The following is a 19,339-nucleotide window of genomic DNA, read 5'->3' as shown; positions in this document are numbered from 1 at the left end:
GTGCCCCGGTGGGCGATGTTGACAATTTTATGAAAACGAATATCGTTTTCGATATGTTTGAACCCGTGAACGACGCAGCGCGGGGGCGGGATCTGCTCGACGCGCTTCCGGAATCGCTGTCCGCCGAGCGGATCGTCGCGCTGAACCAGTCCAGGACCGACCTGCACAGCCGTCGCGAGTACGAGTGGAACGGGCTGCGCTTCGAGGTGCCGCCGGGTGTTTTCCTGCCCGGACATACCAGCCGGATGATCTACGACCGGTTGTTCGACGGCAGGATCGAGGTGCGCGGCCGCCGCTATGTGGCGATGGGAGTCGGGCTCGGTGTCGAGGCCGTCGCGGCCGGATTGGCCGGTGCGCGGGAGATCCACGCCGTTGACGTGCACTCCGACAGCGTGGCCACTGCCGCTCGTCACTTCGAGCGGCACGTGGGTTCCTCGGCGCGGTCGCCCCTGGTGCCCGTGGTGGCCGACGTCTTCGAGGGGTTTCCCGACGGGGCCCGAGCCGATGTCATCACGTTCAACCCGCCTGCGGTGCGCCAGCCCGTCAGCGACGATCCCGACGTCGTGCGCAACGTGTGCGAGGGGACTCCGCTGCTGGAGAGGTTCTTCGCCCAACTCGCCGCGCGCGAGATCCTGACGCCCGGCGGCGAGGTCTTCGTCGTCGCCTCCACCACGGCTGATCTGCGCGGCATCGTCGGGCACGCCCTCGAGCACGGATTCGTCCCGGAAATCCGCGATCTGCACGACTGGCAGGACGGGGTGGTGACCCACCTCTTCCGATTCGTGCGGCAAGCCGCCGCGTGAGCGCTGCAGGACGAGGAGGCGGCCTTCACCAGGTTGGGGCTCGACGTCTTCGACAGCCGGGAATAGGGCCCGCCGCACGGCTGCACCGGAGACTGCGCAGCCGGAGCGGACCCCTCGCTTCCCGATCCAGAAGACGGTCGGGGCACCGTACCGTTGCGGTGTCGCGGTTCAGCGGAGTGGCCGGAGCGCGCTGTTTTGTTTCCGGATTGCCAGCAGCGCTCCGGTTGAATCCAGGTGCACGGTCCCGCCCCAGTCCTGTTCGGCGTCGGTCTTTCCTCGTCTCCAGGACGTCAGCGCGTCGGGGAGGGCGGTCTCGTACTCGTGGAGTTGTCCGCCCGCGAGGTGTTGGTACAGGGGTTCCAGGACTCCGGAGAAGACCTCCACACGTTGTCGGTCGAGTCGGAAGACGTGATCGGTGCCCACGAACGACATGCCGCCGAGTGCTATTCCGGTGTCGCACCGCATTCCCGAGCTGACGTGGGAGTGTGCGGATCCGAGCCGGTTACCCTGTCGTTTGGTAAGCAGCTTGCGAGCGGCTTCGCGGTCACCGGCGAAGGTGAGTAGGCTCGCGGCGGTTGTTCGGGCGAGGACACGGGAGAACCATTCCCGGCGATTCGTTGGCAGGCAGAATCCGGGGCGGGAGTCACGCTGCCCTTCGGTGTCGGTGTAGGTGATGGACGGCACGAGGTTCGGTTCGTCGACCGGCCCGTCCAGATCCGGGGCGGTTTTGCCGGGCATGGTAAGCACTCCGTGACCGTCCGGGTCGAGAACGCGTGTCTCGATGCCGCCTTTCGCGGCCATCCCGGTTGCCATGAGCAGACTGGGCGGCGGGACACCTTCGCAGCCTGTCTCACCGAGCACGAACGTCTGCGTGTGGGCGGCCGACTGGGCCAGTTGCTTGTGCTGAACTTCGGCTTTGCCGTGTGAACCTCTGCAGTCCACCGCGACGATGCGGCTCGGAGCATCAGGCTTGCGCCCGACCAGGAAGTAGTTCGGCAGCAGCTTGGTATTCTCGCGTGAGATGCTTCTGGACCCCCGCATGACCCATCCGGCTTCGAGTGCCAGTTCCGCGTCGACGATGTCGAACCGGTAGTCCGGATGTCGTTGTCGCATGATGTGTTGTGCGGTGGCGAGTCCGAATGCGATTCCCAGGTCCTGAGCCTGCACCGCCTTGCGGTGGTATCGGGGGTCTTTGCCGTCGGCGGACCGTTCCATCCGTCTCTGGTGGTTGTTCTGTAGCGCGGTGACGTAGCGCAGGCAGTCCCAGTGCTGGGCAAGGGCGCGCGATGAACCGTGGCGGCCCAGCGCGGTGGCACGGGCGAGGGTGTGCAGCACTTCCCATGGGGTGATGTGCATACTCGCGGAGCGTTGTGCTTCGCTCACCGCTGTGAGCGGGTCTTTTCGCGTGTGTGGCGATTCGCCTCGTTCGCGACGTTCCTCATCGAGCTTCTTGGCTTTCTGCTGGACCTGTCCGGCCAGTTCCGGAGCGGATTGAAACGTCACTGTGGATGGTTCGTCGAGCTGCTGTAGCACGGTGGGGACGTCCACCCGATCCTCCCGGTTCGTTCTCGATGATCGCCCCCTTCACCTCAACAGCTGCGAAGGCACCTGTCTGCCCGCCTGTCGGAGGACGTTTCGGGTGGTTTTCGGCCCGGTTTCCAAGGTGCGGCCTCGGTGGCGTTCCGCGCTCTGCTGAGTGGTCGGCACGTGCGGGGTGCGCATCTCGGGGGAGAAGTGCGGGGCGGGCGGGTCGAAGGCCCGCCCGCCCCGCGTTCCGTTCCGGGACTTCGTGTCCGGAGTGGTCAGGTGAACTGGATTCCTCCGTCGATCATCACGGACTGGCCGGTCATGTAGTCGGAGTCGGCGGAGGACAGGTAGGAGACGAAGCGGGCCACGTCCTCGGGCACCGACACCCGGCCGAGGTGGATCAGTTCCGAGTACTTCTCGATCGCCGCGCCCTTGCGCAGCCCCTCGTTCTCCGCCAGCTTCTCGTCGATGTGGTCCCACATCGCGGTGCCGACGATGCCCGGGCAGTAGGCGTTGACCGTGATGCCGTGCTGGGCCCACTCCATCGCGGCCGACTGGGTGAGTCCCCGCACGGCCCACTTGGAGGTGGAGTAGGTCCCGAGCAGGGGGAACGGTCGGTGGGCCACGATCGAGGCGGCTCCGATGATCTTGCCGCCGGTGCCCTGGCTGATCATCTGCCTGGCCGCGGCCGTGTAGCACAGGTACACCCCGCGGAGGTTGATCGACATCAGGTGGTCGAAGTCCTCGGGCGTGGTCTCCAGCAGTGGTTGCACGTCGGCGATTCCCGCGTTGGCCACCATGACGTTGAGCTGGCCGAATTCGTCGGCCACGCGTTCGACCGTGCTCTGCACGGCGTCCTGGTCGGACACGTCGGCCGGGATGCCGGTCGATTTCGCGCCCGTCGCCGCGATCTCCTCGGCGACCTCGTCGAGCTGGTCGTTGTTGGCCGCGACGTCGTTGACCGCCACGTCGAGGCCGTCGGCGGCCAGCCGCAGGGCGATGGCCCTGCCGATTCCGCGGGCGGCGCCGGTGACGAGCGCGGTCCGCGGTGACTGCTCCTGTCCGGTCATGGTTTTCTCCCGGTGCGCGGTGGGAAAGGGGTCGGTCATTCCTGGTGCGGCACGGCCATCTCGCCGAGTCGGGACCAGTCGTCCTGCGGAACCGTCGTGTTGATGACCAGCGGGGTTTCCGAGAGGTAGGGCGGCAGCGTCCGCTGCGCGGTCCGGAAGTGCTCGGAGGCGACGTGGGCGGCTCCGGCCTCGCCGTCGCGGAAGGCCTCGACCAGCACGTACTCGTTCGGGTCGTCGACGCTGCGGGACCAGTCGTACCAGAGGCAGCCCGGTTCCTGGCGGGTCGCGCGGGTGAAGTCAGCGGCGATGTCGGGCCACTGGTCGGCGTAGGCGGGTTTGACGCGGAATTTCGCGGTGATCAGGATCATCGTTTTCCCGGTTCGTGGTGAATTTTCGAGCGGTGGGCGGTCCCGTTCGAGTGGAGCGGGAATTCTCGAGGGGTGTTTCGGCCGGTTGTCCTGGGTGGACTCGCCCGTGGTGCTCGGTCAGGGCACGAGGATGGCGCGGCCGCGGACGCGGCCCGCGTCGAGATCGTCGAGCGCGGTCTGGAAGTCGTCGAGGCGGTAGCGCTCGGTGCGCAGGCTGACCAGGCCGCGGGCGGTGAGGTTCATCAGCTCGCACAGGTCGTCGTAGCTGCCGATGAGGTTGCCGATGACGTTGATCTCGCTCGAGATCACGTCGATGGTGGCGATGTCGAGGTTCTCCCCGTAGCCGATGACGTGGTAGTCACCGGCCCGGCGCAGCATGCCCAGCCCCTCGCGGGTGCTGCCGCCCTCCCCGACGAAGTCGAGCACGGCCTCGGCTCCGTGCCCGCCGGTCAGTTCCAGGACCTGCTCGGGGTGGGTTCCGTCGGCCACGACGCCCCGGTCCGCTCCGAGCGCGCGGGCGAGTTCGATGGCGGCGGGGTTGCGGTCCAGGACCACGAGCTCGGCGGCGCTGAGGGCCTTGAACACCTGGATTCCGATGTGGCCGAGCCCGCCCGCCCCGATCATCACGCACCGGTCGCCCGGCTTCAGCCGCGCCGCCGCCTTGGCCACCGCGTGGTAGGCGGTCAGGCCCGCGTCGGCGAGCGCGGCCACCTCGGCCGGTTCGAGCGCGTCGTCGAGCTTGACGACGCTGCGCGCCGAGGTGCGCAGGTATTCGGCGTAGCCGCCCGCGGTGTCGATGCCGGGGAAGAGGGATCGCGTGCAGTGCACGTCCTCGCCGGATCGGCACGCCCGGCACAGTCCGCAGGTGACGATCGGGTGGACGATGACCTTGTCGCCCTCGGCCACGTTCGTCACCGCGCTGCCGACGGCCGCGACCCAGCCCGCGTTCTCGTGCCCGAGCGTGTAAGGCAGTTTCACCCCGGACTTGTCCGCCCACTGTCCTTCGAGGACGTGGATGTCGGTTCTGCAGACCCCGGCGCCGCCGATCCGCACGATCACGTCGTGCGGATCGGTGACGGTCGGTGCGGCGAGGTCGGTCATCTCCGGGTTCCGGTGGTAGTCGACGACCTGTACGGCTCTCATGCTGTGGTCTCCTCGGTCGCGGGGGTTTCGTCGGCGTAGCGGGTGCGCAGCAGGCCGCGGCAGAAGTGGGCGTTGCCGTCGATGGAGATGCGGGTGGAGCGGGCCCGCCGCAGCCGCAGCGGGATCTCCTCCCGCGGGTAGGGGGTGCCGTGCTCGTCGACCAGCACCGGCAGCGTCGCGTCGGTGCCCAGCCCGAGCGCGCTGCGGCGGCGCAGCAGGGCGCGGGTGGTGCCGTCGTCGGGCAGGTCGGCGATGGTGACGCGGTGCAGGTCGGTCTCGGCGAGGTCCGGGTCGGCGCGCAGCATCCCGGTCAGGGCTCGTTCCATCGCCGCGGTGTGGGCCTTGCGGTGGAACGTGCGGCGCAGCTCGTCGAGGTCGGTGTCGGCCTCGGCGCCGAAGGTGCCGCGGTAGCCGGCCTCGGCGGCGAGTCCGCGGTTGATCACCTCGGAGTCGTGGTGGTCGTCGAGTTCGACGGTGACCGCGCGGGTCCACGGCAGCTCGGTGAGCACGTCCTTGGCGTCCGAGGCCATCAGGTAGGCGAAGTTCGGTGCGCAGAAGGGGGTGGGCAGCCGCAGGTGCACGGTGACCCGCCCGTCGTCGACCTCGAGGGAGCGGACGAAGCCGAGCTCGGTGATCGGCTCGTCCAGTTCGGGGTCGACGACGGCGTCGAGCGCGGCGCGGGCGTGTTGTTCGGGGGTGCGCACTCAGACCACCTCCGCGGTGCGCGGCTGGTCCAGCCGGAGCTCGGCGGGCACGGGGATGTCGTACATCTCGGCGGCGTTGAGTCCGAGGATCTTCTTCTTCTGCGCGGTGGTCAGCGGTGGGTACTCGGTCATGTCCTCCGGGATCTGGAAGTCCACGAACCGTTCGACCAGCCAGCGCGGGGTCCAGATCGCGTAGTCGCTGGAGAACTGGATGCGGTCCTCGTCGAGCCAGTACAGCAGCTCCCCGATGATCTCCGCGAAGTACCTCGGTCGGGTGTGCATGAACGGGATCGCCACGGCCAGCCCCGCGTGCACGTTGGGCTCCTGGGTGGCTATCCAGCAGAAGTCCTCCAGCCGCGGCAGCCCGACGTGTTCGATCACGAAGTTCAGTTCGGGGAAGTCCGTGGCGGCCTTGTCGACGTCGGCGACGTCGAAGGCGTCCCGGTCGAGGGGGCGCACGGTCGGTCCTTTGTGGATGTGGATGTTGCGGATGCCCAGTTCCCGCGCCGTTTCCAGGTAGCGGTACGACCACGGGTCGTCGAGCTTCCAGCCGCGCGACTGGCCGCGCCACTCGGCGGTGTAGAGCTTGCAGCCCTTGAGCCCGAAGCGTTTCGCGTCCTCGCGCAGCTGCTTGAGCCCGCCCTCGCCGAATCGCGGGTCCCAGCAGTGGTTGTAGGTGAGTTTGTCCGGGTGGGCGTTGGCCAGCGCGAAGGCCTCTTCGGTCTGCCCGAAACCGTTCCGGTAGAACTCGTCGAGCAACGCCGGTTGAAAGATCGCGTGGTCCACGTGGCCCTCGTCGAACAGGTCGCGCATGAGTCGTTCGCTGCCCTGGTGGAGGAACTCCTCGTAGGGCCACTTCTCGGATTCGGGGCTGAGGTTGCGGTGGTAGTCGTAGAAGCAGTCGATGAACTGTTTGCCGTGGATGTTGCGCTGGTTCTCGGGGCGCGCGTCCCACAGGGCGACGTGGGCGTCGACGATGAAGTAGGTTTCGCCGTCCTTGGTGTACATGTGCCGTCCTCCGTGGTTACCGACAGCTTCGCTGCGTTGGTGGGAACGTTAGGCGGGAGAAGCGGGAATGCGGGGCGGCCGAACGTCTCAGTTTGAGACGTCCTGATCGGAAGATCGTCGTCGAGGACGCTCGCGCTCGGGGAAAACGACGTGTTGCGGCGCGGAATGCGGTGTCCCGACTGGTTACCGAGGAGTTCCCGGGCGTCCCGTCGGGAATTGTCCGCCCGGGAACCCTTCGGGCAGGGCGGTTTTGCCTTTCCGGAATCGCCGTGGCGGTGCGGATTTCGCCCCTCGGCCGTGCCGGGTTGGCCTTGCGGCCGATCGTGGAGCGGTTTCGGGGCGCGTCCTGCTCACTCGGGGACGCTGATGCCGTACTGCGCGATCTTGCGGTAGATCGTCGCCCGGCCCATCCCGAGGATCTCGGCGGCCCGCGTGGGGGTGGTGCCCGGTTCGGCGAGGCAGCGGACGATCTCGTCGCGCTCGAGCGTTTCGATCCGGGTCAACGCGCGGGTCGGTCCGCACAGCACTTCGGGCGGCAGGTGTCGGGTGTCGACCACGTCGCTGCGGGCAGCGGCCTCGCGGACGACGCGGCGGAGTTGCTCGGCGTTGTCCGGCCAGTGGTAGGTGCGCAGTGCGCGGGACGCCGCCGGTGTGAATCGGACGTCGCGGCCGCGGGCGCGTTTGCCGAGGTGTTCGGCCAGCGGCAGCACGTCGTCCGGGCGCCGCCGCAGCGGTGGGAGGTCGACCACCGCGTCGACGTGCCGGGCGAGTGCTTCCGGGATCGTGGTCGCCTCGCGCGCGGTGACGGCCAGCGGGCCCCGGGGTTGTGCCGTGATGATTCCGGCGAGTTCGGTGGCCGCCCACGACGGGAGGGTGTCGACGTCGGCGGCGATGACGCTGGTGTTGTGCTTGCCCAGTTCGGGGGTCCACAGCGCGAGCCAGGACGCGGTGTCGTCGGGGGCGGGTGGGCTGGCGTGCAGGATGCGGTCGTGTGGCTGCGTGCGGCGCAGTGCCGTGGCCAGCAGGGTGGTTTTGCCAACCCCGGGTTCCCCGACGACCCCGACCGAGAGCCCGTCGGCCAGCGCGGCCCGGACCTCGCGCAGCGCGGTTCGCCAGGAGTCCGACAGCTCGGGTGCCGGTTCGGGGTGTGCCGCTGTGCTCACCCTGAACACCTCGCCGCGCGGGGTCGGGCGCGGTCGCATGCCGCGTCCGCGGGCCAGCATCAGTGCCGAGGTGTGTCCGGCGGCCGTCTGGGCCAGGGCGAACAGCAGGTCGGCCGACTTCCGCGACCAGGTGGTCAGGTTGACGCTGCCGAGCAGCCAGCCGTGCACGGGATCCAGGACCGGGACGGCGGCGCAGGTGTAGTCCCACAGTCCGGTGCAGTAGTGCTCGTCCCCGCGGACCAGTGACGGCATCCGGTCGGCCAGCGCGAGGCCGAGCCCGTTGGTGCCCGCTTCCCGTTCGGAGAAGGCGAATCCGGGGGCGAGGTAGGTGCTGTCGAGAGCTTTGAGCAGGGTGCGGTCCTGGCAGGTCCGGCTGAGCACGTGGCCGTCGTGGTCGGTCAGCATCAGGCTGACCGGCTCGTTGGCGAGGGTCTCGTGCAGGCCGTGCAGGACCTGCTGGCCGCACCGGAAGAACAGCGACTCGTCGTCGACGTCGCCGGTGTAGACCGGGGCGATCCGTTCCGCTGGGGCTCCGTAGTCCTGGCTGCGCTGCCAGGACGCCGAGAGTCGCTGGGTGGGGACGACCGGTGCGTCGCCCGCGTGAACCCGTTCGGCGAGCTCGTTCACCACGCACCTCCTCGTACGCTCCGCTGCGCGGACATCGACTGTGACACAGGTTACTACCCCGCTGCTCCGATCGGTGTCTCGAATTGAGACGGGGAACCGGTCCGGCTCGCGGGCAGGGGGGTGTAGCCGGTGTTTTTCGAACGCGTCGGGGCGTGCAGGGAGGGGAGCTCGTCCGGCGGCGCACGGGTTCCGCGGGTTCGGAAGGGGACGGTTCCCGGTGGGCCGGCCGCCTGCCCGTTCACGTTCGTCGTCGACCGTCCCTGCCGAAAGTCGAACCGATCGGTTACTCGAGTGCGATGTTTCCCCGGAGCGGGTCTACTTACCTTCCCGGAGGAAGTGTCGAGGGCGGAGAGCGGAGAGGCTCGCATGGCAACGACGGGACGTCGGCGGTACGCGATGGTGTCGGCCGCGGCGGGAGCGGTGGGACCGGCACCGAGCGCGGTGGTTCCGACGGCGACCGCGGCGCCGCAGGAGCCGGTGGGGGAGTCGACCGGCTCCTCCGGCATCGTGGATGTACCGGACGTCAGTGCCGAGTGGTATCTCGAGATCGCCGATCTCACCCGCTCCACCCCCTCCTGGCTGCGGGAGCTCGCCGCCCTGTTCACCGAGGCGGTGGTGGTGCTGTTCGCGGCGGTGCTGCTGCTGGTCTGGTGGCGGGCCCGGAAGCGCGGGGCCTCGGTGATGGCGCGTGCGCTCCTGGCTCCGGCGGGGGTGGTGTTCGCCTACCTGACCAGCGAGTTCTCGAAGACGCTGCTGCGAGCGCCGCGCCCGTGTCACACCTTCCCCGAGTTCGAGATCCCCGCGGAGTGTCCTCCCGCGAGTGATTGGGCGTTCCCGAGCAACCACGCGACCGTCGCCGGGGCCGTGGCGGTCGGGGTGCTGCTGGCCTGGCCCCGGCTCGGGGTGCCGACGGCTCTGCTGTCCGCGCTGGGGGCCTGCTCCCGCGTGTTCGTCGGGGTGCACTATCCGCACGACGTTCTGGTCGGGGTGCTGCTCGGTGGTCTCGTGGCAGCCGTCGTGGTGGTGGCGTTGAGCCGGGCGGTCTCCCCGCTCGTGGTGCGCCTGCGCGAGCAGCGCGGGCTCGGTGTCCTGCTCGGGGCGGGTGAGCTCGCGGAGGTGGGCGAAGCGCGGCCACGTCGACAGCACTCCACGGTGGAGTAGCTCCGGGCGGGGCGCGTTCCGGTGGAGCACGGTGATGCGGACCGTGCTCCGGTTCGCCGGGACCGTCCGGTTCCGGCAGCGCACGACCGCACGCGCTCTCCGGTGCCGGCCGGAAGTGGAAATCCGTGAACGGGTGAGGTGATGTTTCGATAGCCTCGCCGAGGTGCGTGATTCGGTGTCCAACGCGGTCGGAGCCGTCCTCGGCCCGCTGCCCGCCGAGCCGTGGTCGGCCCGGCGGGTCCTGCGCGATCTGGTGCTGTGGGCGGCGACCGCGGCGCCGTTCGCGTTCGACCTCGCCCGGCGGGGGCTGCCCGCCGTGGTGATCGGCGTGGTGCTGACCGCCTACGTGGTGCTGTCCTGCCGTCGTCTGCCGGTCGCCGCGCTGCTGGTGGCGGTGCTCGCGGCGCTGGTCGACTGGCGCTACGTGCTCGCGCTGGCCCTGGCCGGTCAGGTCGCGGGGCGGCGCACGAGTGACGAACGGGTGACCCCGGCGGTCTTCGCGCTGGCCGTGGTGGGCGGTTCGGCGACGGTGCTCTCCCTCGGTCTCGATCCTTACGACTGGGCGTTGCGCGTGGGCGGCTCGGTGGTGTTCGGGCTGTTCCCGTGGTTGGTGGGGGTGTATCGCAAGCAGCGGGAGGCCCTGGTGCGCGCGGGCTGGGAGCGCGCCGCGCGGTTGGAGGAGCAGCAGCGCATCGTGGCCGACCAGGCTCGACTGCGGGAGCGGGCTCGCCTCGCCCACGACATGCACGACTTCCTCGGGCACCACCTGAGCCTGGCCGCGCTGCACGCGGGAGCGCTGGAGGTGGCGGAGGGCATCTCCGAGCAGCACGCCGCGAAGGCCGGGGAGCTGCGGTCGAGCATCGCCACGGCCACCGAGCAGCTGCGCGAGATCACCAGCGTGCTGCGTGACGAGAGCGATCCGCTGCCGGTGGCCCCGGCCGACGGGAGCGTGCGTGCTCTGGTGGACAGCGCGGCGGCTGCCGGCGTCGACGTGCGGCTGGAGGGTGAGCAGGAGCTGGGCGGGTTGGAGTCGATGCGCTACCGGGCCGTGCACCGGATGGTGCAGGAGGCGTTGACCAACGCGGCCAAGCACGCGCCGGGTGCGGCGGTGTGCGTGCGGGTGTCCGTGCTGCCCGAGGCGTTGGAGGTCCGGGTCGCCAACGGTCCCGCGACCGAGCCTGCTCGGGAGCATGCGCGAGGGAGCAAGGGGCTGGTCGGGCTGCGGGAGCGGGCCAAGTTGTCGGGGGGAACGCTCGAGTCCGGTCCGGTGGACGGCGGCGGGTTCGCGGTGGCCATGCGGCTGCCGCACGAGCCGGGACGTGTTCCGGACGGCTCCGAGGACGGGGAACGGGTCTCGGAGGCCGAGCGGGACTTCCGCCGGGCCAGTGGCCGGGCTCGGCGCAGTCTGCTGGCGGCGGTGCTGGGGCCGACGGTGGCGGGCACGCTGCTCGTGCTGACCCTGATGGGGATCTACGCCTACGACACCTACACCTCGGTGTTGACTCCGGAGGAGTACCGCGGGATCAGCGTGGGCGAGTCCCGTCCGGCGTTGGGCAGGGTGCTGCCCGAGCGTGAGATTCCCGAGCGCGGTACCGGTTCACCACCTCCGAGGCCGCGCGGTGCCGACTGCGCGTACTATCGGTCCACGGCGGGGTTTTTACCCGCCGACTTCGACATCTACCGGCTCTGCTTCCGGGACGGGCGGCTGGTCGACAAGGACGTGCTCGAGCACTGAGTTCCTGCTTCGAGGAGGGGTGCTGTGGCAGACGGGGATTTCTGTTCGGAGAGTGCGGATCCGGGAGTTCCGGCATCGCCCGCGGATGAATCTTTCTCACTTCTGAAGGGGGATCTCGAGCAGGCCTCCCTGGATCCCGAGTCCGTGGACGAGGACGCCGATGACCTGACAGAGAGATTTTTTCTGTGCGAGATTCGCAGGGCAGGGCGTGATACGGCAAGGGTGGTGCTCTATTTTCACAAGACCCCGGATGCGCTCGCCCCTTTCTTGTCCCGGGCGCGACAGCCGCTGGCCGTCCTCTGCTCGTTGAGCCGTCCTGATGGGAAGGCGCACAAGCTGGAAATGCCGAGCCTGGAGATGCACGAGTTCGTTTCCACGGGCGGGGTGAACGTCGGCACGGTGTTGGGCGAGGACGACGAGGGGAACTTGGTGGTGGATGCCCGGGAAGAACTCCAGGAAGCCCTGGCGCATGGTGATCCGGGCGGGAGGTTCGTGGTGACAAGCACGTTCGTGCTGTTCATCGGCATCGGCTGGCAGGGCTCGTCGCAGAAGTCGAGTGGCTGTCCTGGGAATTGGTTCTGGAAAAGTCCCTGTGAACCGGATGGAAGAAGGATTCCTCGGGGACGAGAAGACCCCCGGATCACTCCGGGGGTCAACCGTGCTGTACTCCAAGTGCGATCAAAGGATGTAAAGCAGTTGTGCACGGTCGGTGTGGCGAGCGCGAAGGGAGTGGCGTCGCGTGGAGCGTCTGACGCGCCGGTGTTCGCTACCTGAGATGACTCCGCTTCCGGGTACTGCTCCCGCGAGGCCGGTGGTCGATGATCCCGGCTCTCGGGAAGAATGAGTTCGGGTCTCGGTTGTCGCTCGATCGGGCCCCACCAGGTGTCCGCAGTGGAATGGGAGTGGAGGGCGTTGATCCGGGTGCTGCTCGTCGACGACGAGGCCGTGGTCCGTGCCGGGGTGCGGGCGATCCTCGCGTCCGACGCGGAGATCGAGGTGGTGGCCGAGGCCGGTGACGGACGGCAGGCCGTGGAGCTGGCGCGCGAACACCGTCCCGATGTGGTTCTGCTGGACATCCGCATGCCCGAGCTGGACGGCCTCACCGCGGGAGCCGAGATTCGTCGGGTGGTGCCGGAGACGGCGGTGGTGATGCTGACGACCTTTTCGGAGGACTCCTACATTGCCCGGGCTCTGAGTGACGGGGCGAGCGGGTTCCTGCTGAAGTCCGGGGACCCGCGCGAGCTCGTCGCGGGGGTGCGGGCCGTGGCCGACGGTGCCGCCTTCCTGTCCCCGAAGGTGGCGCACCGGGTGATCACGGAGCTGAGCGTGGGCGATCCGGGGGGTCGGATGTCGCGGCGCTCCGCCGCGCTGGAGCGGATCGAGCCGTTGGCCGAGCGGGAGCGCGCGGTGCTGGCGCTGGTCGGGCAGGGACTGTCGAACGCGGAGATCGCGACTCGGTTGCACGTGGTCGAGGGCACGGTCAAGAGCTACGTGAGCACCGTTCTGAGCAGGCTCGACGTCCGCAACCGGGTGGAGGCCGCGATCCTGGCCCACGAGGCCGGGATCGTGAACCGGTCGGGCTGACGGGCCCGACCGGGCTCGCGTCCCTCGCCGGGCGGACATCGCGCGGTGTCCGCCCGTGCCCGTGGCGGCTCCCGGCTCGGCGGACGGGAGCGGTGCCCCGTCCGCCTCCCGTCCGCTCGCCGAGGAGGATCGACCGGTGGTGCCCGTCAGCCCCAGCCGGCCTGCGCGCCGCCGACGCGCTGCTCGGCCAGGTACTGCTGGTGGCCGGACTCGGCGTAGGCGCGCATCGGTTCGGCGGGCAGTCCGCGCGAGGCGCGCCACTGCGCCAGGGCCGGTCGGACGTCGGTCTGGAAGGCGTCCATGAGCACCTCGTTCGCCCCGAGCACGTCGTGCTCGGCCTGCGCCTTCTCGAGGGCGGCCCGGTCGACCAGCAGCGCGCGTGCGGTCATCTCCTGCACGTTGAGCACCGAGCGGATCTGGCCGGGGATCTTCTCCTCGATGTTGTGGCACTGGTCGAGCATGAAGCGCACCGGGGAGTCCGCGTCGAGCCCACCGTTCGCGATGACCTCGTGCAGGATGCGGAACAGCTGGAACGGGTCGGCGGCGCCGACGATCAGGTCGTCATCGGCGTAGAAGCGCGAGTTGAAGTCGAACGAGCCGAGCTTGCCCAGCCGCATCAGCTGCATGACGATGAACTCGATGTTGGTGCCCGGCGCGTGGTGGCCGGTGTCCAGGCAGGTCAGCGCCCGGTCGCCGAGCGCGCTGACCTGCGCGTAGGAGGTCCCCCAGTCGGGGACGTCGGTGTGGTAGAAGGCCGGTTCGAAGAACTTGTACTCCAGCACGAGCCGCTGGTGCGCATCGAGCCGCTCGTAGATCTCGGCCAGCGACTCGGCGAGCCGGTCCTGGCGCGCCCGCAGGGAGTCCTGGCCGGGGTAGTTCGTCCCGTCGGCCAGCCAGATCTTGAGGTCGGTCGATCCGGTGGCGTGCATGATGTCGATGCACCGGAAGTGGTGGTCGATGGCCTTGCGCCGGATCGCGGGGTCGGAGTGGGTGAGGCTGCCGAACTTGTAGTCCTCGTCCTGGAACGTGTTGGCGTTGATCGTGCCCAGCTCGACTCCGAGACCTTCGGCGTGGGCCTTGAGCTCGGCGAAGTCCCCGACGTCGTCCCACGGGATGTGCAGCGCCACGGTCGGTGCGAGCCCGGTCATCTCGTGCACCTTGGCGGCGTCGGCGATCTTCTCGTGCGTGTTGCGCGGGGTGCCGGGGGTGCCGAACACCTTGAAGCGGGTGCCGGAGTTGCCGAGCGCCCAGCTGGGCAGTTCGATGGACTGACGGGCGAGCGTGTCGGTGATCTCGTCGAAGCGAGGCGGCACGGTCATCGTTCTCCTTCGTTCGGATCGGAGTCGTCGAGCGCCGGTGTGGTGCTCGCGTGCGGAGGGGACCCGTCGAGCTCGGCGAGCTGGTCCTCGAGGTGGAAGACCTCCTCGAGGGTGGTCGCGCTCTGGTCGGCGCGTCCGTGCTGGCCGACGAAGAGGTCGGCCATGTACTCCTCCCAGATCGCGGCCACCCGCGATTGCGCGAGGTGGGAGTCCGAAGCGGTCGCGGAGTCCGTCTCGTAGTAGCCGATCAGCAGCCCGTCCGGGCGCAGGAACAGCGAGTAGTTGCGCCGCCCCGAGGCCTCGAGCTCGCGCAGCATCTCGGGCCACACGGCCGCGTGGCGGCTGCGGTACTCGTCGAGGCGGTTCGGGTCGATCCACAGCTGGAAGCACACGCGGGTCATGGGCTCATCACCGGGTCCTCAGTGCTCGGGGTGGTGCTTCCGTAGCGTTCCCGTTCGATCTGCTTGAGGTCCTTGCCCTGGGTGCGGGGTGTCCACAGCGTTCCGATGAGCAGGGAGGCCGCCAGCAGCCCGAGGATGAGCAGGCCGAGTCCCTTCAGCCCGATCTGGTCCAGCATCTTCGGGAACCAGACGCTGAGCACGCCGACGAGCACGCGGGCGGCCAGGAACAGCACGCCCTGCGCGCTGGCGCGGTAGCGCGTGGCGAACAGCTCGCTGGTCCACAGGCCGTAGAACGCCTGCGCGCCGACGCCCATGGACACGCCCCAGCCGATCGCGAAGAACAGCAGGGTGGCCACTCCCGGCGGGGCGTAGATCAGCGCGGCCCAGGCGAGGATGCCGAGCAGGGCGCTGGAGCAGTACAGCCACCGGCGGCTCATCCTGTCGGCGAGCCGCATGAATCCGAAGTAGGTCGCCGCGCTGGTGCAGCCCCACATGAGCACCTGCAGCAGGTACTGCTCGGTCACGGAGGTGAAGCCGGCCGCGTCGTACACGCGCGGCTGGAAGATCCCGGACTGCCCGGCCACGGTGTTCCACAGGGCGTAGACGCCGAACAGGAACAGCAGCGCGGTGAGGTTGGCCTTCTTGGTGAACAGCCCGCCCAGGCTGCCCAGGAAGGAGGGGCGCTGCCCCGGGGTCGTGCTCCGGTCGCGCCACAGCCCGGACTCCGGCAGGCCGCGCCGCACCCACCAGGTGATGGCGGCGACGACGAACAGGTGCGCGAAGATCAGCCTGCTGCCGAGCAGGTCGAGCGGGGCCACGACGACGGCCAGGAAGTAGCCGAGCATCGGCCCGATCGACCAGGCCAGCTGGGCGGTGCCCACGTGCGCGGCTCGTTGGTGGGCCGGGGCTTCCTCGGCGATGTAGGTCCACGAGGCGGTCACCCCGGCGCCGACGGCGATGCCGGTCAGCACGAAGGCGGTCAGCAGCATCCCGTAGGACGTGGCGAACACGGCCAACAGCACGCCCAGCATGTACAGCAGCAGGTCGTAGGTGTAGATGAACTTCCTGCCGTATCGGTCGCACAGCGGACCGCCGATGGCCGCGCCGGCCGCGGCGCCGAACGCGTTGGCGCTCAGCGAGGCGAGCAGTCCGACCGCCAGGTTGTCCAGGTCGAACCGTTCCTGCCACAGGCTGAGGCTCGTGGCGATCGCGATGATCGAGCCCGCCTCGATGTAGTTCGACATGGCCACGGCGATGGTGGCGCGCCACCCCGTTGTGCGCTTGTTACTGGAACGGACCCCCATTGGTCCTCCCATCCGTTGACCCTGGTCTCTCACGCTCCGTTCGCGGAGTCGCAGAGGTAAATCGTTTCAAAGTGATACGCACCATAGCGGCCTTCGCGGTTGTGAACAAGACCGTGCGCGAGATTCGCGCGGGCGGCCCGGCTCGGGGTCGCGCGCCAGTGGCGCGGGTGTCGAGCGCGGGCGAGCCCGCCGGTGACGTGGGGTGGAGGCCGGTTGCCGTGGCGGAGCTCCGGTGCGGTGTGCGCGGCAGGGGGCGGTCGTGCCGCGGGGTGTCCTCACGGAGGAGAGTTCGTTGTGCCCAGTCGGTTTTCGGGTGGTTGCCGTGTTCACCCCGCCGTGGGAGCGGTTGCGCTCCTCGTCGGGGCCGTCGGGGCGGCAGGGGGTCGCAGTGGCGGGTCGCGTGGGGCGCGCGTTGTGTGCTGCGGCGTGCTCGGTGTGCGCGTGTCGGGGTGCTGGAGTCGAACGCGGAGTCCCGGAGCGCCCGACTGGGGCGTAAAACGTTTTACCGCGGTGGGGTGGTTCGCCGGAGCGCGTTCACTCGGCGAGCCGGAGGTCGCGTGGTGCCCGGCGCTGGTGGGTGCCCATGGCGCGGGAGATTCCGCGCGCGGCGGCCCGCAGGGCGGGCACGTGCATCCGCGCGGTGTCGTCGTTGGGCACGATCACCGACAGCGCCGCCACGACCGTCTCGTCCGGGCCGCGCAGCGGAACGGCCACCCCTGCCGCGCGGGTGTCGATGAATCCGCGGCAGAGGGCGGAGCCGCTGGTGCGCACCTCGGCCAGCAGTGTCCGGAGTTGCCCGGGGTCGACCACGGTCAGCGGGGTGTAGGCAGGCAGCGGTTCGGCCAGCACGCGTTCCTGCAGCCAGGTCGGGGCGTGTGCCAGCAGCACGAGCCCGGCGGAGGAGGCGTGCAGCGGGAGCCTGCCTGCGACGTGGGTGAGGCTGTCGATCGCGCCCGGGGCCGAGAGCCGTTCGACGAACAGGGCCTCGCGCTTCTCCCGCACGCCGAGCTGGACGTGGTGTCCCACCGCGGTGTGCAGGTCCTCCAGGAAGGGCATCGCGGCCTCGCGCAGGTCCAGGGTGGGGGAGGCCCGCGAGGCCAGCTCCCACAGGCGCACGCCGATCCGGATCCTGCGGTCGGCGTGGCGGTGCAGCCAGCCGTGGCCGACGAGTTCCTCGATCAGCCGGGAGGCCGTGGCGATGTGCAGGTCGGCGCGGCGGGCGATCTCGGAGACCCGCAGCGCGGGGGTGTCCGAGCCGAACGACTCGACGATGCGCACCACGCGCGACAGCACCGATTCCCCGGGTGATCCAGCCACGGAGACAGTGTGTGCCCCGGTTCGTGTCCTGTCGAGGGGCTGGATGAAGGGTGGGAGTCCTTGTTCGTGCTGACGAACCAGCTGCTCGGTGTCGACGAGTGGACTCCCGCGCTGCTGGAGCAGTGCCAGCGGGATCTGGTCGGGGTGCTGGCCGAGGAGTGGGGGGCTCGACTGAGCCCGTCCCGGACGCTGCTGCGAGTCCGGTTCCGGCGCTGACTGCCCGGTGCGGGCGGGGGCGGCGAGCTTCCGCGCGGGAGTTGCTTCGTGGGCCGCTGTCCCGCCCGCGCCGGGCGGCGTGATCGGTGCTGCGTGATCAGCACGGGCTGATCAGTACAGGGTGGTCAGTGCCTCGCGGGTGAACGGGACGAGCTCGCTCTCGCGGCCATCCAGGACCTTGCGGCTCCACTCCGGGTCGGCCAGCAGCGCGCGACCGACGGCGACGAGGTCGAACTCGTCGCGTTCCAGCCGCTCGGCCAGCCCTTCGACGCTGGCCACGTTGGTCCCCGACCCCTCTGCGAGGGTGGCCGGGTCGAACACCGCGTCCAGCCCGACCGAGCCGACGGTGATGACCGGCTTGCCGGTGAGCTTGCGGGCCCAGCCGCCGATGTTGAGGTTCGGGTCGGATTCGGGGAACTCGGGTTCCCAGTAGCGACGTCCGGAGGCGTGGAAGGCGTCGACGCCGGCCTCGCTCAGCGGGGCGAGTATCGCCTGCAACTCGTCCGGGGTCTCGGCGAGTTTGGCGCTGTAGTGATCGAGCTTCCACTGCGAGAAGCGCAGGACTACGGGGAATCCGGGCGAGACCCGTTCGCGCACGGCGGCGACGATGTCGGCGGCGAACTTGGTGCGCTCGACCGGGGAACCGCCGTAGGCGTCGGTGCGCTTGTTGGTGCGTTCCCACAGGAACTGGTCGATCAGGTAGCCGTGCGCGCCGTGGATCTCCACGCCGTCGAAGCCGGTGCGCTCGGCCTGCTGCGCGGCCGCGGCGAAGGCCTCGACGATGCGCTCGACGTCGTTCAGCGCGAGTTCCTCACCGGCCTGCGGGGTGCCGTCCAGTGCGATGCCGGAGGGCCCGATCGAGGGTGCGTCGGGGTAGGGCGGTTTGCCTGCCTGGCGCTGGATGCCGACGTGCCACAGCTGCGGCATGATCTTGCCGCCTGCCTCGTGCACGGCAGAGACGACCTCGCCCCAACCCGCCAGCGCGTCCTGCCCGTGGAAGCGCGGCACGTTGGCGCTGTCCCCGGCGGAGGGGTCGTCGACGTAGGTGCCCTCGGTGATGATCAGGCCGGTTCCGGCGGCGGCGCGCCGGGCGTAGTAGGCGACGACGTTCTCGTCGGGAACGCCGCCGGGGGACTGGTCGCGGGTCATCGGGGCCATGACCAGCCGGTTCGGCACTTCCATCGATCCGAGGGCGAACGGTCGGTCGAGTGCCTGGGCGGCGTGAGCGGACATGCGGGCGTCCTCCTGGTGCACGCGAAACAAAGTGTTCATAATAAAGATACACTTCTTTGTGGGGGTGCTACCGCCAGGCGTTGCTAGCCTGGGTGCCGCCGGTGAGCAGTCGCCGGGTTCGGCCGAGGAAGGGAGGTGTTGCCCGCGTGCTGGACATCCGCTTTTCCAGTGGCCTGATGGCGATGCTGATCCTCGCGGCCGCGGAGGAGGACGGGGCCCCGACACTCAGTTCGGCCCAGCTCGCCGAGAGGATGGACACCAACGCGAGCTTGGTGCGCAAGCTGCTCGTCCCGCTGGCGCGGGCCGAACTCGTCGTCTGCACCAAGGGGCGCGCGGGGGGTGCTCGGCTGGCGCGGCCCGCAGAGCAGATCACGCTGGCCGAGATCTACCGTTGCTCGACGGGCGACAAGCCGCTGTGGAACTGCCGTTCGGGCAACGAGCACGACTGCCGGGTCGCCGCGAACGCGCAGTCCTACTTCGCCGAGCTGACCGCGGAGGCCGAGCAGGCCGTGCTCGGTGCGCTCGGTGACCGCACGCTCGCCGACGGGGTGCGCGAGCTCCAACGTCTCGATCGGGAGCCGTCGACCTCGCCGGCTGGGACGCCCCATGAGACCGCGTCCGTCGAAGGGCTCGGCCGGGGTAAGTAGGTCAGCGAT

At 69.6% G+C, this 19,339-nt stretch carries 19 protein-coding genes; 7 read left to right on the top strand and 12 right to left on the bottom strand.

Going from position 1 to position 19,339, the window contains the following annotated elements; all coding sequences use genetic code 11:
- The first annotated feature begins 65 nt into the window (after positions 1-65).
- Positions 66-803 (top strand): methyltransferase, encoded by a 738-nt coding sequence (locus G9Q41_RS03635; protein WP_207630356.1) that lies wholly within the window; start codon positions 66-68, stop codon positions 801-803.
- Between the two features lie 168 nt (positions 804-971).
- Here G9Q41_RS03635 and G9Q41_RS03630 read toward each other — a convergent pair whose 3' ends face one another.
- From G9Q41_RS03630 to G9Q41_RS22575, 7 genes are all read right to left on the bottom strand, one after another.
- Positions 972-2,351 carry a hypothetical protein gene (locus G9Q41_RS03630; protein ID WP_165631197.1) on the bottom strand — a complete coding sequence of 460 codons (1,380 nt, stop codon included), beginning with the start codon at positions 2,349-2,351 and terminating at the stop codon, positions 972-974.
- 254 nt (positions 2,352-2,605) lie between these two features.
- A complete protein-coding gene (locus tag G9Q41_RS03625) occupies positions 2,606-3,400 on the bottom strand; it encodes an acetoin reductase (protein WP_165631199.1) in 795 nt (264 codons plus the stop codon).
- Positions 3,401-3,435: 35 nt separating this feature from the next.
- Positions 3,436-3,768, bottom strand: a complete 333-nt coding sequence (locus G9Q41_RS03620) for a putative quinol monooxygenase (protein WP_165631201.1) — start codon at positions 3,766-3,768, stop codon at positions 3,436-3,438.
- A 117-nt stretch (positions 3,769-3,885) separates the two neighbouring features.
- Positions 3,886-4,911, bottom strand: a complete 1,026-nt coding sequence (locus G9Q41_RS03615; RefSeq protein WP_165631203.1) for an NAD(P)-dependent alcohol dehydrogenase — start codon at positions 4,909-4,911, stop codon at positions 3,886-3,888.
- Positions 4,908-5,615, bottom strand: coding sequence for an iron-sulfur cluster assembly protein (locus G9Q41_RS03610; RefSeq protein WP_165631205.1), 708 nt, complete (start codon positions 5,613-5,615; stop codon positions 4,908-4,910). The genes G9Q41_RS03615 and G9Q41_RS03610 overlap by 4 nt, the downstream gene beginning before the upstream one ends.
- Positions 5,616-6,623, bottom strand: coding sequence for an amidohydrolase family protein (locus tag G9Q41_RS03605; RefSeq protein WP_017975336.1), 1,008 nt, complete (start codon positions 6,621-6,623; stop codon positions 5,616-5,618).
- 350 nt (positions 6,624-6,973) lie between these two features.
- Positions 6,974-8,413 carry a GAF domain-containing protein gene (locus G9Q41_RS22575; RefSeq protein ID WP_165631207.1) on the bottom strand — a complete coding sequence of 480 codons (1,440 nt, stop codon included), beginning with the start codon at positions 8,411-8,413 and terminating at the stop codon, positions 6,974-6,976.
- 366 nt (positions 8,414-8,779) lie between these two features.
- Here G9Q41_RS22575 and G9Q41_RS03595 point away from each other — a divergent pair, with 366 nt between their 5' ends.
- The 4 genes from G9Q41_RS03595 to G9Q41_RS03580 all read left to right on the top strand — a co-directional run bounded on the left by G9Q41_RS03595 (position 8,780) and on the right by G9Q41_RS03580 (position 12,893).
- A complete protein-coding gene (locus G9Q41_RS03595) occupies positions 8,780-9,574 on the top strand; it encodes a phosphatase PAP2 family protein (RefSeq protein WP_207630358.1) in 795 nt (264 codons plus the stop codon).
- Between the two features lie 163 nt (positions 9,575-9,737).
- Complete coding sequence (locus tag G9Q41_RS21750) at positions 9,738-11,309, top strand: histidine kinase (protein WP_165631209.1); 1,572 nt, start codon at positions 9,738-9,740, stop codon at positions 11,307-11,309.
- Between the two features lie 24 nt (positions 11,310-11,333).
- A complete protein-coding gene (locus G9Q41_RS03585; RefSeq protein WP_165631211.1) occupies positions 11,334-12,083 on the top strand; it encodes a hypothetical protein in 750 nt (249 codons plus the stop codon).
- Between the two features lie 138 nt (positions 12,084-12,221).
- On the top strand, positions 12,222-12,893 hold the full coding sequence (locus G9Q41_RS03580; RefSeq protein WP_092521048.1) for a response regulator transcription factor: 672 nt from the start codon (positions 12,222-12,224) through the stop codon (positions 12,891-12,893).
- Between the two features lie 146 nt (positions 12,894-13,039).
- Here the strand turns inward: G9Q41_RS03580 and rhaI are convergent, their stop codons facing one another.
- From rhaI to G9Q41_RS03560, 4 genes are all read right to left on the bottom strand, one after another.
- A complete protein-coding gene (gene rhaI / locus G9Q41_RS03575) occupies positions 13,040-14,212 on the bottom strand; it encodes an L-rhamnose isomerase (RefSeq protein WP_165631213.1) in 1,173 nt (390 codons plus the stop codon).
- The gene (locus G9Q41_RS03570) at positions 14,209-14,613 is read right to left on the bottom strand and encodes an L-rhamnose mutarotase (protein ID WP_165631215.1); all 405 of its coding nucleotides are present in this window, start codon (positions 14,611-14,613) and stop codon (positions 14,209-14,211) included. The genes rhaI and G9Q41_RS03570 overlap by 4 nt, the downstream gene beginning before the upstream one ends.
- The gene (locus tag G9Q41_RS03565) at positions 14,610-15,917 is read right to left on the bottom strand and encodes an MFS transporter (RefSeq protein WP_207630360.1); all 1,308 of its coding nucleotides are present in this window, start codon (positions 15,915-15,917) and stop codon (positions 14,610-14,612) included. The genes G9Q41_RS03570 and G9Q41_RS03565 overlap by 4 nt, the downstream gene beginning before the upstream one ends.
- Positions 15,918-16,451: 534 nt before the next feature.
- On the bottom strand, positions 16,452-17,234 hold the full coding sequence (locus tag G9Q41_RS03560) for an IclR family transcriptional regulator (RefSeq protein WP_165631217.1): 783 nt from the start codon (positions 17,232-17,234) through the stop codon (positions 16,452-16,454).
- Positions 17,235-17,300: 66 nt separating this feature from the next.
- Between G9Q41_RS03560 and G9Q41_RS03555 the strand changes: the two genes are divergently transcribed.
- Positions 17,301-17,450, top strand: coding sequence for a hypothetical protein (locus G9Q41_RS03555; protein ID WP_165631154.1), 150 nt, complete (start codon positions 17,301-17,303; stop codon positions 17,448-17,450).
- 111 nt (positions 17,451-17,561) lie between these two features.
- Here G9Q41_RS03555 and G9Q41_RS03550 read toward each other — a convergent pair whose 3' ends face one another.
- Positions 17,562-18,683, bottom strand: a complete 1,122-nt coding sequence (locus G9Q41_RS03550) for an NADH:flavin oxidoreductase (protein WP_092521056.1) — start codon at positions 18,681-18,683, stop codon at positions 17,562-17,564.
- Positions 18,684-18,829: 146 nt separating this feature from the next.
- Between G9Q41_RS03550 and G9Q41_RS03545 the strand changes: the two genes are divergently transcribed.
- Positions 18,830-19,330, top strand: coding sequence for an Rrf2 family transcriptional regulator (locus G9Q41_RS03545; RefSeq protein ID WP_281241054.1), 501 nt, complete (start codon positions 18,830-18,832; stop codon positions 19,328-19,330).
- The last annotated feature ends 9 nt before the right edge of the window (positions 19,331-19,339 follow it).

Origin of the sequence: Actinopolyspora sp. BKK2 (assembly GCF_011291845.1) — a bacterium.
Taxonomy (GTDB): Bacteria; Actinomycetota; Actinomycetes; order Mycobacteriales; family Pseudonocardiaceae; genus Actinopolyspora; species Actinopolyspora saharensis.
Note: the sequence above shows the minus strand (reverse complement) of the source record. Positions and strands in the feature narration are given on the sequence as shown.